Raw genomic sequence first — 13,594 nt, forward strand, 5'->3', positions numbered from 1 at the left:
GCTATATTGCACACATTGCAATGAAGAGGACCAGTAGCGGAGCCGCCGCTGCCCAGAGAACCCCCGGACGGTGAGAGGGGGAGAGGGGCGCTCCGGGAATACGCCTCCGAGCAGCCGCCCGAACCGGACAAGCCGCAGTAGGGGACAGGCCGGTCCGCGCCCGTTACCGCGCCGGAGTCCAGCACTCCATAAGGTCCTGCCCGCGAGGACAGGACGGTCCAGAGGTGGTACCGCATTTCATGCCCTCTGTCCTTCGGGACAGGGGGCATTTTTCAGAGAGCCCGATCCTCTCTGTGTATTCCCGCGCCGCAGGGGCGGGAACAGCGGGGGAGACTCCGCAAAATGAGTTCGGGCGGTCTGGAAATGTGGAGAGAGACAGAAAAGGGGGCGGTGTCGTGTCCGCAAAGCAGAGAGGCGTCCTGTGCGTCTTTGCCGCCGCGGTGCTGTACAGCATCGGGGGGCTCTGCATCAAAGTGATCCCGTGGAACGGGATGTCTATCAACGGAGCCAGGACCGCGGTGGCCCTGGTGGTCATCGGGCTGTACCTGTGGGCCATTCGCCACAAGCCCAGGATGAACCGCTGGGTCCTGCTGGGCGCTTTGGCGGTGTGTGGGACCAACATCCTCTTCTCCATCGCCAACAAGATGACCACGGCGGCCAACGCCATCGTCCTCCAGTTCACCGCCCCCATTTTCGTGATGGTGTTCACCGCCATCTTCTTCCGGCGCAGGCCGGGAAAGCTGGATCTGGTGACCTGCGCGGCCGTGCTGGGCGGCATCCTGTTCTTCTTTGTGGACAGCCTTTCCGCTGGCGGGATGGTGGGGAACGTGCTGGCCCTCATCTCCGGGATCTCCTACGCCGGTGTGTTCATGATGAACGACATGCCGGAGGGGGACGCCATCAGCTCGGTCTTCTGGGGAGATGTATTCAGCGCGGTGGTGGGACTGCCCTTTGTGGCCATGGAGACCGACTTCTCCGCCACAGCGGTGGTCAGCGTCCTGATCCTGGGGGTGTTCCAGGTGGCACTGGCCTATATCCTGCTCACCATCGGCCTGAAGACCACTCCGCCGGTGACGGCCAGCCTGGTCTCCGGCATCGAGCCGGTCCTCAACCCCATCCTGGTAGCCGTCTTTTACCATGAAATGATCGGTCCCACTGCGCTGGTGGGCGCGGTGATCGTGGTGGGCAGCGTGGTGGCCTACAATGTGATCTGTGGACGCAGGGAGCACAAGGAGCGCGTGCCTGCTCAGGGAGAGAAACAACAGTCCTGCTGAAAACACTTCATGCCAGCAGAATATTGAATAAAAAGGAGAAAGTACGATGACCTGTTATGAGGAACTGAAAGCCCGCGGACTGATCGCCCAGGTGACCAACGAGGAGGAGATCTCCAAGATGGTGAATGAGGGGAAGGCGGTGTTCTACATCGGCTTTGACCCCACTGCCGACTCCCTCCATGTGGGCCACTTCATGGCCCTGTGCCTGATGAAGCGCCTCCAGATGGCGGGCAACCGGCCCATCGCACTCATCGGCGGCGGCACCGGCTATATTGGGGACCCCTCCGGCCGCACCGACATGCGGAACATGATGACCCCGGAGACCATCCAGCACAACTGCGACTGCTTCAAAAAGCAGATGGAGCGGTTCATCGAGTTTGGTGAGGGCAAGGCCCAGATGGTAAACAACGCCGACTGGCTGCTGAAACTGAACTATATCGAGCTGCTGCGGGATGTGGGAGCCTGCTTCTCGGTGAACAACATGCTTCGGGCCAAGTGCTATGAGCAGCGGATGGAGAAGGGACTCTCCTTCCTGGAGTTCAACTATATGATCATGCAGTCCTACGACTTCTACTACCTGTTCCAGCACTACGGATGCAACATGCAGTTCGGCGGCGACGATCAGTGGTCCAACATGCTGGGCGGCACTGAGCTGATCCGGAGAAAGCTGGGCAAGGACGCCCACGCCATGACCATCACCCTGCTGCTCAACTCCGAGGGCAAGAAGATGGGCAAGACAGCCAAGGGCGCGGTGTGGCTGGACCCCAGCAAGACCAGCCCCTATGAGTTCTATCAGTACTGGCGCAACGTAGGCGACGGCGACGTGCTCAAGTGCCTGCGCATGCTCACGTTCCTGCCTCTGGAGCAGATCGACGAGATGGACAAGTGGGAGGGCAGCCAGCTGAACACCGCCAAGGAGATTCTGGCCTATGAGCTGACCGCTCTGGTCCACGGCAAGGAGGAGGCTGAGAAGGCCCAGGAGGCCGCCAAGGCCCTCTTTGTGGGCGGCGGAGACATGAGCAATGTCCCGGCCACCCAGCTGTCCCAGGAGGACTTGGCCGGCGGCTCCATCGGCATCCTGGACCTGATGATGAAGTGCAAGCTGGCCCCCTCCAAGAAGGAGGCCCGCCGCCTGGTGGAACAGGGCGGCGTGGAGGTGGACGGGGAGAAGGTCACCGACGTGGCCGCATCCTACACTGCCGACCAGATGGCAGGCGACGGCCTGATGCTCAAAAAAGGAAAAAAGGTGTTCCACCGCGTAAAGATGTGAAAAGTCAGAGGCAGCCGGGTATTCTGATAGAGAATACCCGGCTGTCAGCTCATTGGAGGCCAGCAGGGGGCAGACGGTCCGCCGTCCGCTTCTGAGGGACAGTGCGATCGAAAGCCTGTGTGGGTTCCGATCATATCCCCTTGAGAAAAAAGTCGTTTCGTTCTATAATAATGAAAAATAGAGAATGAAAGCGTCTGCTCTCATAACAAAGCCCGGAGGTTTACAGATAAGATGAAACATTTATTCAAAGCAGGGGGAGCTGGTGGCCGGCATGTACACCTTATACTGCGGATTCTGCCAGTGGTTTTTCTGTGTTATGCGGTCTATCTGCTCCTGGGAATGTGGCTCCCATTTCTGTTCCAGCCGGGAGTGTCAAAAGAATTTCAGAGAGGATTTGACAAAAGTGGATTTTATGGGACTGGAAGCGTGGATCGTGCAGCCCTGATAGATGACAATGTTGCCGCACTGGAGATCCGGATCCGCATGATTGAAGAGGCGCAGAAGCGGCTGATTTTCACCAATTTTGATATCCGGGATTGTGAGAGCGGCAGGGATGTGGCAGCGGCCCTCCTGGCGGCAGCGGAGCGCGGGGTCCAGGTCCAGGTCCTCACGGATGGGATGAACGGCCTGGTCAGCATGGCCTCCTCGCCGGTGTTTTATGCCCTGGGCGCACATCCCAATATTGAGATCCGTTTCTATAATACGCCCAATCCGCTCATGCCCTGGACCTTTAACGGCAGGCTCCATGACAAATATATTCTCTCAGATGACCGGCTGCTGCTGGCAGGCGGACGAAACACTTTTGATAAATTTTTAGGGGACTATGTCCCGGACCCGGAAAAGAGTCATGACCTGGATATTCTGTTCTATAATTCTGCCGCAGGGACGGCTGACAGCGGTGAGAGCGTACTCCATCAGGTGGAGCAGTACTTTCAGATGGTTTGGTCTGACAGCCACAGCAAAACCTGGCTGGAGTCCGCACCATTTTTCTATCGAAAGAGCGTACTTCTGGAGACAGAAGCCCTCCATATGCGGCACAGCACATGGAGGGAGGCTCATCCGGAGCTTTTGAGCAAACAGAATACAGATTACATAGAGGCCACGGTCCCATTAAAAGCTGTGACTTTTATCCATAACCCGATCAATATTTTGGCAAAAGAACCTCTGGTATGGTGGCAGCTGCAGCAGCTGATGGAGGGTGCTGAGGAGAGAGTCTACCTCCAAACACCCTACGCAGTATGTGATCAGTCGATGTATGACGGACTTTCACGGGTGGCTGGGCGCGGGGTGCCCTTCTCCGTTCAGATCAACTCCATGGGAGTAGGGGACAATTTTATGGCCTCTTCCGACTATTACCGCAATAAGGCTCGGGTGCTGGATACCGGTGCTCAGGTATGGGAGTGGTACGGGGATTACTCCTCCCACGGAAAGTCCCTGCTCATTGACCAGGACCTCGCGGCGGTAGGCTCCTACAATCTGGATATGCGCAGCACCTATGTGGATACGGAAGTGATGTTCGTGATCCATGGGGAGGAATTTAATGCGGTCTTGGAACATTACCTAGCGGAAATGGAGGAGGATTCTCTGCTGGTGTCCGGACTGGAGACCTATGTGGAGAAGGAAGGGGTGACCCCCTGGGATAACGGAGACTGGAAGCATGCACTTTATCCCATCACATCGCTCCTGGTCCAGCCGTTTCGGTGTCTGCTCTGAGTTTTGGTTCCTTTTCAGGGCCTGCTGTGCTATAATCAAAAAACAAACTTACATGAGCCTGTAAGGGGAGACACTTAACATGAAAAAAGGATATTTTTTTATCCTGATTGCAACTATCGCGTTCAGTTCCATGGAGGTGGTGCTGAAACTCATCGCGGGGGAGGTCAATCCGGTCCAGCTGACGCTGGCCCGCTTTTCCATCGGCTTCGTTTTTCTGGCCCCGGTGGCTGTCTACACCCTAAAGAAGCGAAGCAAGCGCCTGGACCGGAAAAGCGTGGCCTATTTCGCCCTGCTGGGCCTGATCGGCATTGCCATCTGCATGCCGATCTATCAGATGTCCATCAACTTTACCGAGTCCTCCGTGGTGGCGGTCCTGTTCAGCTGCAACCCAGTCTTTGTTACCTTTTTTGCCTTCATGATCCTGAAGGAGCCCATCAAGAGGCGCCATCTGGCAGCCCTGAGTCTGGAGATCCTGGGGACCCTGGCCATTATCAACCCCCTGCATATCAAGCTGAACATGGTGGGCGTAGGACTGGCCCTGTGCTCCACTGTGCTGTTCTCCATCTACGGGGTGATGGGCAAACGAAAGTGTGCGGAGTACGGGGGCGCGGTGGTCACCTGCTTCAGCTTCCTCTTCGGGAGCGTCATCATTTTCTGCTTTATCCTGATCACCCATATCCCCGCCGTGGCGGGATTCTTCCAGTCCATCGGTCTGCCCTCCTTTGCCCAGATCCCCATTCTGGAGGGCTATACCCTCCAGAACCTGCCCTATGTGCTCTATGTCTCGGCCGGCGTGGCCGGCGTGGGTTTCTGCGCCTACTTCCTGGCTATGGAATACCAGCCGGCCAGCGTGGTCTCGCTGGTGTATTTCTTCAAGCCGGCGCTCTCGCCCATACTGGCCTGGATGGTCCACGGGGAGGAGATCCCGGGCAATATGCTGGCGGGTATCCTGCTGATCCTGGCGGGCTCGTTTGCCAATATCATCCCCGGGATACTGGAGATCAGACGCGCCAAACAACAGATGCCGTCCAACTGAGTTTTGATCGATGCAATCGATGCATGTGAGGAGATGTGAGATCTATGAACAAATCGAAAGTTTACTTTACGGACCTCCGGGCCCCTGTGGGGACAAGCCAGCTCACCAAGCTTCAGCGGCTGATCCGCAGCGCTGGGATCGGTGAGATCGACATGGAAAAAAAGCTGGTGGCCATCAAGCTCCACTTCGGAGAACCCGGGAACCTGACTTATCTGCGGCCCAACTACGCCAAGGCGGTGGCGGATGTGGTGAAGGAGCTGGGCGGCGTTCCCTTTCTGACGGACTGCAACACCCTCTACCCGGGGAGGCGGAAAAATGCCCTGGAGCACATTGAGAGCGCCTATGAGAACGGGTTTTCCCCCTTCTCCACCGGCTGTCAGGTCATCATTGGAGACGGCCTGCGGGGCAATGATGACGTAGAGGTCCCGGTGGCGGGGGGCGAGTATGTGGAGAAGGCTAAGATCGGCCGCGCCATCATGGACGCAGATGTGTTCATCAGCCTGAGCCACTTCAAGGGCCATGAGCAGACCGGGTTCGGCGGTGCGCTGAAAAATATTGGCATGGGGTGCGGGAGCCGCCGGGGCAAGATGGAGCAGCACTCCGGCGGCAAGCCGGTGGTGAAGCAGAAGCGCTGCGCAGGCTGCCGCCAGTGCATCAAGCAGTGCGGGCAGGACGCTATCTCCTACGATGGGGGTAAGGCATTTATTGACCAGGAAAAGTGCGTGGGCTGCGGGCGGTGCATCGCGGTGTGTAACTTTGATGCCATTTTTAACCCCAACGACTGTGCCTGTGAGCAGCTGAACCGGAAGATGGCCGAATACGCCAAGGCGGTGGTGGATGGACGGCCCCAGTTCCACATCAGCCTGGTGATCGATGTATCTCCCTACTGCGACTGCCATGGGGACAACGATATGGCCATCCTGCCTGATGTGGGGATGTTCGCTTCGTTTGACCCGGTGGCCCTGGACCAGGCGTGCGTGGATGCCTGTTTGCGGCAGCAGCCCATCCCAGGCAGCCTTCTGGATGACCGGATGCATGAGGAAGGCTTCCATGATCTCCACGACCACTTCCGGAATGTGACGCCGGAGTGCGAGTGGGAGAGCTGCTTGGCCCATGGGGAAAAGATCGGCCTGGGCAGCCGGACCTATGAGCTGATCCGGGTCTGAACCCACAAAAAAGCCTGCGGTCCATCAGACCGCAGGCTTTTTTGCACTTTTTGATAGCAGACTCCGGGACACTCAGGCATTCCGGGGCTGGGGCGTCATCTGTTTGTCGAATGCGGGGTTGGTGAGATAGACATTCTTGCTGTTCATCTTTTCCTTGCACAGCCGCAGACACTCGCCGAAGCGCTGGAAGTGGACGATCTCCCGCTCCCGCAGGAAGCGGATCACGTTGTTCACATCCGGGTCATCACTGAGACGCAGGATATTGTCATAGGTGAGGCGGGCTTTCTGCTCTGCTGCAATGGTGTAAGGGCAACATAGTTGTGAAGATCTTGATGTTGTGATATTTGAATATAAAATAGAGAATAAAAAAGGAAATTTATTGAAAATATCTTGCTTTTGCATAAGAGGAAAAATATAATGTGTTTATCAGAAACCAGCTATAATGCAGAAAAGAGAAGACAATATGCTGAAGATTCCAATATTCCATGACTTGTCAAACAAGTCATTTTATTATCTGATCGCTAAGTCTGGGCAACGGCGGCAGCCAGGGTGGCTGCCCCTCTGGGCCCATTTGTTAGATACAGCTGGAGTGATGGAACTACTGGTGTCCGAGCGGGGGCCATGCCACCCCTTAGAGACACAGCAACTGACAGAGCGGGAATGGACACAGGTGTGCGTGTTTCTTGCGCTGGTTCACGATATCGGAAAATGCACACCGGTGTTTCAATCAAAAATAAAGGATCAAGCACCTGTACTGGAAGAGATACTACAAAACTGTGGTATAAAGATTTCGTCCCGGAGTTCCTTCCTTGAGCCGGGTAAAACCCCTCATGGATTATCTGGAGAAGCAATATTGCTCCATTTTGGCTGCCCACCTGGGGTAGCTGCTGTTGTAGGTGCGCATCACGGGCGTCCACAGGAAATTTGGGATGATGTAGAAGACTGGCTGGAATTATATGAGGAGAATTTTTACGGTTTAGAGGGGGAGGGAAGCTCCGATGGGATGCAGTGGGAGTCAATGTGGCAAGATTGGATCAAGTTTGCATTGGACGAGTGTGGGTACTCCCAGATTGATAATCTTCCCCAACTGGATGTTCCAACCCAAATGTTAATTTCCGGCCTGCTGATTATGGCAGACTGGATTGCCAGCAATACCACGTATTTCCCGCTTCTAGAGTTGGAAGATATGGGTGAATCCCTCACCTATCCCACACGGATTCAGAAGGGATGGGAGAGGCTGTCTTTCCCTCAGCAGTGGTGCCCAAATACCTATTCCATGGATGTGCAGGAATTCTGCAGTCGGTTTGGATTTACATGGAATACGGTTCAGCAGGAAATGGTTCAGGCGGTCGAAGAGAGTACACGGCCTGGAATCTTCATTTTAGAGGCCCAGATGGGAGTTGGAAAGACGGAAGCAGCGCTGGCAGCGGCGGAGTTGATTGGTAGCAGACTTGGATGTACTGGCATCTTCTTTGGCCTACCTACACAGGCCACATCCAACGGGATTTTTCCCCGATTGAAGCAGTGGGCACAACAGCAATCTGAGTGGGTGCAGCATGGAATCCGCCTTGCCCACGGCATGGCCGATCTGAACGAGGATTACCAGGCCATTTTTCGCGGAAAGGCAGTGCAGAATGAGGATGTAGATCCATCTGGATTGGTGGTTCACCCTTGGTTTGAAGGGAGAAAACAGGCCCTCCTCTCGCAGTTTGTCATTGGAACGGTAGATCAGCTTTTAATGTCCGCCCTGAAACAGAAGCATGTGATGCTGCGCCATCTGGGATTGGCAGGTAAGGTAGTTGTCGTGGATGAATGCCATGCCTACGATGCATATATGAATCGATATCTGGACCGTGCGCTCAACTGGCTTGGCAAATACGGGGTTCCTGTCATCCTGCTCTCAGCTACATTGCCTTCTCGGCGGCGCAGGGATCTGATTTTTGCGTATCAAAACAAGATGCCTGAAAAAGAGATCCGATTGAGTTGGGAGAAGAACCAGGCTTATCCACTGCTGACCTGGACAGATGGGATGCAGGTACAGCAGAAAAATATCCGGGTAGATCAACCACCCCGTTTGATTCGGATGCAGCAGGCAGAGGAACAGCAGCTGTATGCTCTGGTGGGAGGTGTCGTTGCTAAGGGGGGCTGTATGGGAATCATTGTGAATACAGTCCATCGGGCGCAGCAGCTGGCTCAGGAGCTGCAGCATATTTTCCCTGAAAATCCTGTCATTCTCATTCATGCAAGACTCATCATGGGAGACCGTTCAGAGCGAGAGGCTAAACTACTTCGATTGTTGGGAAAACGATCCACCCCGGAGCAGCGCAGAGGAATGATCGTGGTGGGAACTCAAATTTTGGAGCAGTCTCTGGATATTGACTTCGATTTTATGATTACACAGCTGTGTCCTATGGATCTGCTTTTGCAGCGGATCGGGCGGCTGCACCGGCATAAGAGGCAGCGTCCAGCGGGACTTGAGGAAGCCACATGCGTGGTGCTGGATCAAAATGCTCCCGATGATGGCACAACAGCGGTCTATGGGAAGTGGCTGTTATACCGTACCGCTCAGCTTCTTCCGGAGCAGATTATCTTGCCGGACGATATCTCCCCACTGGTACAGCAGGCCTACTTGGATGGAAATGCAGTGCTGCCTGAAGGAGATCCTGCTCTGGCACTTTGGCAGGAGTACCAGCGAAATATTCTGGAGAAAGAGGGGCGGGCCCAATCCTTGCGAATTCCTGGTGTCGACAGCTTGGATGAGACCATCCACGGACTGTTGGACAGTGCTTTGGGTGACAGTGAATGGGTATCCCTGGCTTCGGTTCGTGATGGTACACCGGGATTGGATGTACTGGTCATGGAACAGAGAGATTCCGGAGAAGTGGCCTTTTTGCCCTGGCAATATGGGGGGGCTCTGGTACCAAGGGATCATATCCCCTCTCAACAGGAATGCAGATATATCCTGCGTCAGCGGCTACAGCTTCCCAGAGTGTTGTGCGGCAAAACGATAGATCGTACCATTGCTGAGTTAGAAGCAAATCAGCGGGCAGTTGTACCAGAATGGAATTATGCGTCCCTCCTGCAGGGAGAGCTGTTTCTCTTCTTAGATGAGCAAGGACGAGCGGAGCTGCGCGGATATCAATTGACTTATACCAGAGAGATCGGACTTCAGTGTGTGCGAAAGGAGGAGTAACATGGAGCAACGGGAATTCTCTCTGTTGGAAGAGCCTTGGATTTGTGTAATCGGGCTGGATGACCAGGTAAGAAGTGTGTCTTTGACGCAGGCACTGCTGCAAGCCCATCAGATCCGGGATCTGACAGGGGAAAGCAAGACACAGGATAGCGCCATCCTGCGGCTACTGCTGGCAGTGGTTTATACAGTATTCTCTCGTGTAGATGAGGGAGGACAACCACATGAGACTACAAGTGTACAGGAGGCACTTCGACGATGGGGGGCTCTGTGGGAGTCAGGGATGTTCCCATCGGAGCCCATTCAACGATATCTGTCTCAGTGGCAGGAGAGGTTCTGGCTTTTTCATCCGGAGCGACCTTTTTACCAGGTTCCGCAATTGCAGGGCACGACCAACCCAGCTAAAAAGATGAATGGGGCCTTGGTTGAGAGCAGCAACAAGCCCCAACTGTTTTCTTTGTGGGCAGGAGAGCGGAAAAACCAGCTGACATATGCGGAGGCTGCCCGGTGGTTGATTTTTCTTCAAGGATTTGGTGATACTGCAGCCAAAAAGCCATCCCCAAAATTGAGTTGGCTGGGTAGCATCGGGCTTATTATTGCCAAGGGAGATACACTGTTTGAAACCCTGATGCTGAATCTAGTGCTATGGAAGGACGGAACGGAACGGTGGGAGGCGGGCGTCCCTTCGTGGGAAGAGGAACTTCCCAAGGAAAAACTGCGGGAGATTCCCCTGCCCGGAAGCCAAGCTGCGCTGCTGACCCTTCAATGCCGCCGGATTCTCCTTTTGCGAAAAGATCAGCGAGTAGTTGGTTATGTGGAGGCTGCAGGCGATTATTTTCCAAAGGAAAATGCATTCAGTGAACAGATGACGCTCTGGGATGGAATCCGGGAGCGGGATACAGTCGTCGGATATCGTCCAAAACCCCACCAGCCCAGCCGGCAGATGTGGCGGGATTTCTCCGTCATGATGGGGCAAACGGGGAGAAAGCCTGGCGTTTTGGCCTGGATTGGTCTTATAAAAGCCAAAAAGAAACTGGAAAAGAGCAAATTGATTGTCTTTCAGATTGCAGGAGTCCAATACGGCAATATGTATTGTGGTATCACGGACGAATTTTCCGATCAGCTGCAGATGTACAGCGGCCTGTTGGACGAGTTGGGGTACAAGTGGCAGAGAATCATAAGCGATGAAGTGAGCCACTGTGACCAGCTTGTAAAGATGGTGGGGAAGTTAGCCTATAAATTGGAACGGGCTATGGGGGGAGATGGAAAAACAGCGGTACAAAGAACGCAAGAGCAGTGCTATTATCGGCTGGATGTCCCATTCCGCCAGTGGCTGCTGACCATCGATCCGGATATCAAGCTGAAAGAACAGCGGGAACTGCTGTCGGTTTGGCGGAGTCGAGCAAAAAAGATCGCTTTGGATCTGGGCCATGAGCTGGTTGAGCAAGGAGGAACTGTGGCGCTGGTGGGCAGGAAAGTCACGGAGAAAATGGGAAAGAAAGAGAAAGACCACTACTACTGTGCACCCAAAGCGTTTAATCAATTTTTGATAGAATTAAAGCAATGGGAGGGTGAAACAGGATGAGTCAGGGAAACACCATTGGCCGGGTGGCGCAGTTTACAGCCCGGAAACTGAAACAGTTAAAAAGCCAGGCGGGGGAGAGCGCTTTCCGCAGCACGCTGGCCCACTTGCGCAGGGGCGTTGGATACGTACCGGGGGAGATACCTCAACTGTGGGGCTTCTTTTTGGATGGAATGCCCGAGGGGTGGATGGGAGACCGGAAACCCAGCCGGGCGGAGTGGGCGGTCTATACGGCACTGACTCTGTTTGCGCTCCACCAGCAGGGGCAGGATCCTGAAAAGGAGTGGATGAGCCAGTCTGGAGCAACATTAGGAAAGTCTGCTGCCAGACTGATTGGTTCGGAAGAGGATGAAGGGCGGATATCCAGGCGCTTTTACGCACTGGCTACTGCAGCCAGCATGGAGGAATTATCCCATCATATGCGGGGCATGGTGCAGCTTCTGCGCAGCAAGGGAATCCCCTTGGACTACCCGGCATTGGCCGAAGATTTATTCTGGTATCAGCAGCCAAATTTTCAGGCACAAGTGCGCCTTCGTTGGGGACAGGATTTTTACCGCCGCACGCTGACTGAGCAGATTGCGGGAACAAAGGAGGATGGAGTTCATGAATAATCAGTCAAAGTTGTATGTGGATGTACATGTGTTGCAGACCGTTCCCCCCAGCTGTATCAACCGGGATGACACGGGAAGCCCTAAAACCGCCGTTTACGGTGGCGTCACTCGGGCCAGAGTGTCCAGCCAGGCGTGGAAGAGAGCGGTTCGGCTTATGTTCCGGGAGATGTTTTCCCGGGAGCAGTTGGGCCTGCGGACCAAACGGGCGGTGGAATTGGTCACAGCTCAGTTGAAAGCGCAGGGTGTGGAGGAAGGCTGCGAAAAGATGGCAGCCAAAGCACTGGAAAATGCCGGGATCAAGGTTAATAAAGCATCTCAGACTGATGCCCTGTTGTTCCTCAGTCAAGCCCAAGCAAAAGAACTGGCCCGGCTAGCGATCGTGGGGGAAACGGACAAGCAGTATTATAAAAACGCCATTCAGGAGTATCCTTCCGTGGATATGGCGCTGTTTGGCCGTATGGTGGCCAGCGACCCATCTCTCAACTACGATGCCGCTGCCCAGGTGGCCCACAGTATTTCTACCCATGAGGTGCGCAACGAATATGACTATTTTACCGCCGTGGATGACTGCGCTCACAATGACAACATGGGAGCAGGTCATTTGGGGACTGTAGAATTCTATTCGGCGACCCTCTATCGGTACGCAACGGTCAACGTGCAGGAGTTGGCGCAGCATCTGAAGGAGGATACTCCGGAGGCTACAAAGAACTTTGTAAAGGCGTTTCTGCTGTCCATGCCTACCGGGAAGCAGAATACCTTTGCTAATCGTACAGCGCCTGACTTAGCCTATGTTACGCTGCGGTGCGACCAGCCGGTCAACTTGGCTGGAGCATTTGAGTGCCCTGTGCGGGCCAATGGTGAAGGGTATGTAGGAGCCTCGGTCCGAGCCCTGGGTCGCTATGCCTTGAGAACCTATCAGTCCTTTGTGGCACCGCCGGAGCAGGCTTTCTGTGTTGGTTCGGCAGAGAGAGCTGAAGCACTCGCGCCATCGATCAGAATGCAGGAGATGCTGGATGCGGTGCAGAATATGGTGGCGGACTACTGTAAAGCGGAGGAAGAAAAATGAGCACCCTGCTGTTACGCTTGGCCGCATCTATGCAGGCGTGGGGCAGTGACTTTAGGTTTGAGGTGCGGCGCACAGGCAGAGAACCAACAAAAAGCGGAGTCATTGGACTGCTGGCGGCCGCACTAGGACGAAGTAGAGCTGATTCTATTGATGATCTGTGTCAACTCCGGTTTGGAGTACGGGTAGATCAAGAGGGGCAATTGCTCCGGGACTTTCACACCGCTCATCAGGGGGCGAAAACCACATATGTTACCCAGCGGTATTATCTCTGTGATGCAGTGTTCCTGGTAGGTTTAGAAAGTAAGGATGAAGAATGGCTGCAGGAGTTGGACAAGGCTCTGCAATCCCCGATCTACCCGTTGTTCTTGGGCAGGCGCTCCTGTCCGCCCACCCTGCCTCTTACACTTGGGATCCGGGAAGAAAATCTGGTAGACGCACTGAAAAAGGAGCCATGGCAGGCCTCACTGTGGATGCAGAGACGGCTGGGAAAGCAGCAGCCGAAACTGCGTCTAATGACCGATGCCCACTGCGGCGGAAGAAATATGGGGCTCCAGCGGGACCTGCCGGTCACCTTCCATAACAGTGCCCGGACATACACCTATCGGGGCATGGAGGAGCACTTTCCGGTAATACCACCAGAAGTTATGCACGATCCGATGTCAGAGCTGTCATAGAGGGGGATTTTC

The 13,594-nt window shown here is 54.8% G+C and carries 10 protein-coding genes and 1 pseudogene; 10 read left to right on the plus strand and 1 reads right to left on the minus strand.

The window, feature by feature from the left end:
• Positions 1-395: 395 nt before the first annotated feature.
• From BN1969_RS13425 to BN1969_RS13445, 5 genes are all read left to right on the plus strand, one after another.
• Complete coding sequence (locus BN1969_RS13425; protein ID WP_050624768.1) at positions 396-1,274, plus strand: DMT family transporter; 879 nt, start codon at positions 396-398, stop codon at positions 1,272-1,274.
• Between the two features lie 46 nt (positions 1,275-1,320).
• On the plus strand, positions 1,321-2,544 hold the full coding sequence (tyrS, locus tag BN1969_RS13430) for a tyrosine--tRNA ligase (RefSeq protein ID WP_050624769.1): 1,224 nt from the start codon (positions 1,321-1,323) through the stop codon (positions 2,542-2,544).
• A gap of 426 nt (positions 2,545-2,970) precedes the next feature.
• Entirely contained in the window at positions 2,971-4,257 is a 1,287-nt protein-coding gene (locus tag BN1969_RS13435; protein WP_170116229.1) for a phospholipase D family protein, read from the plus strand.
• A 79-nt stretch (positions 4,258-4,336) separates the two neighbouring features.
• Positions 4,337-5,293: a DMT family transporter gene (locus BN1969_RS13440; protein ID WP_050624771.1), complete on the plus strand. Its 957-nt coding sequence runs from the start codon at positions 4,337-4,339 to the stop codon at positions 5,291-5,293.
• A 44-nt stretch (positions 5,294-5,337) separates the two neighbouring features.
• Positions 5,338-6,459 (plus strand): DUF362 domain-containing protein, encoded by a 1,122-nt coding sequence (locus BN1969_RS13445; RefSeq protein WP_050624772.1) that lies wholly within the window; start codon positions 5,338-5,340, stop codon positions 6,457-6,459.
• A 72-nt stretch (positions 6,460-6,531) separates the two neighbouring features.
• Here BN1969_RS13445 and BN1969_RS17270 read toward each other — a convergent pair.
• Positions 6,532-6,759, minus strand: a pseudogene (locus tag BN1969_RS17270) (manganese catalase family protein); the annotation flags it as partial.
• Positions 6,760-6,922: 163 nt separating this feature from the next.
• On the opposite strand from BN1969_RS17270, the gene BN1969_RS13450 reads away from it, so the two are divergent.
• From BN1969_RS13450 to cas5e, 5 genes are read left to right on the plus strand one after another with little or no spacing between them, the layout of a single operon-like run.
• Positions 6,923-9,652 (plus strand): CRISPR-associated helicase/endonuclease Cas3, encoded by a 2,730-nt coding sequence (locus tag BN1969_RS13450; protein ID WP_050624773.1) that lies wholly within the window; start codon positions 6,923-6,925, stop codon positions 9,650-9,652.
• A gap of 1 nt (position 9,653) precedes the next feature.
• Positions 9,654-11,234, plus strand: coding sequence for a type I-E CRISPR-associated protein Cse1/CasA (gene casA, locus BN1969_RS13455; protein WP_050624774.1), 1,581 nt, complete (start codon positions 9,654-9,656; stop codon positions 11,232-11,234).
• The gene (gene casB, locus BN1969_RS13460; RefSeq protein ID WP_050624775.1) at positions 11,231-11,842 is read left to right on the plus strand and encodes a type I-E CRISPR-associated protein Cse2/CasB; all 612 of its coding nucleotides are present in this window, start codon (positions 11,231-11,233) and stop codon (positions 11,840-11,842) included. Before casA ends, casB begins: the two co-directional genes overlap by 4 nt.
• Positions 11,835-12,908 carry a type I-E CRISPR-associated protein Cas7/Cse4/CasC gene (gene cas7e / locus BN1969_RS13465; RefSeq protein WP_050624776.1) on the plus strand — a complete coding sequence of 358 codons (1,074 nt, stop codon included), beginning with the start codon at positions 11,835-11,837 and terminating at the stop codon, positions 12,906-12,908. The genes casB and cas7e overlap by 8 nt, the downstream gene beginning before the upstream one ends.
• Positions 12,905-13,582: a type I-E CRISPR-associated protein Cas5/CasD gene (gene cas5e / locus BN1969_RS13470; RefSeq protein WP_050624777.1), complete on the plus strand. Its 678-nt coding sequence runs from the start codon at positions 12,905-12,907 to the stop codon at positions 13,580-13,582. Before cas7e ends, cas5e begins: the two co-directional genes overlap by 4 nt.
• The last annotated feature ends 12 nt before the right edge of the window (positions 13,583-13,594 follow it).

The organism is Clostridium phoceensis, assembly GCF_001244495.1.
GTDB lineage: Bacteria > Bacillota > Clostridia > Oscillospirales > Oscillospiraceae > Lawsonibacter > Lawsonibacter asaccharolyticus.

Coding starts and splice junctions, on each gene's coding strand:
- tyrS (WP_050624769.1), top strand. CDS start 1,321: ATGACCTGTTATGAGGAACTGAAAGCCCGCGGACTGATCGCCCAGGTG.
- BN1969_RS13440 (WP_050624771.1), top strand. CDS start 4,337: ATGAAAAAAGGATATTTTTTTATCCTGATTGCAACTATCGCGTTCAGT.
- BN1969_RS13445 (WP_050624772.1), top strand. CDS start 5,338: ATGAACAAATCGAAAGTTTACTTTACGGACCTCCGGGCCCCTGTGGGG.
- BN1969_RS13450 (WP_050624773.1), top strand. CDS start 6,923: ATGCTGAAGATTCCAATATTCCATGACTTGTCAAACAAGTCATTTTAT.
- casA (WP_050624774.1), top strand. CDS start 9,654: ATGGAGCAACGGGAATTCTCTCTGTTGGAAGAGCCTTGGATTTGTGTA.
- casB (WP_050624775.1), top strand. CDS start 11,231: ATGAGTCAGGGAAACACCATTGGCCGGGTGGCGCAGTTTACAGCCCGG.
- cas7e (WP_050624776.1), top strand. CDS start 11,835: ATGAATAATCAGTCAAAGTTGTATGTGGATGTACATGTGTTGCAGACC.
- cas5e (WP_050624777.1), top strand. CDS start 12,905: ATGAGCACCCTGCTGTTACGCTTGGCCGCATCTATGCAGGCGTGGGGC.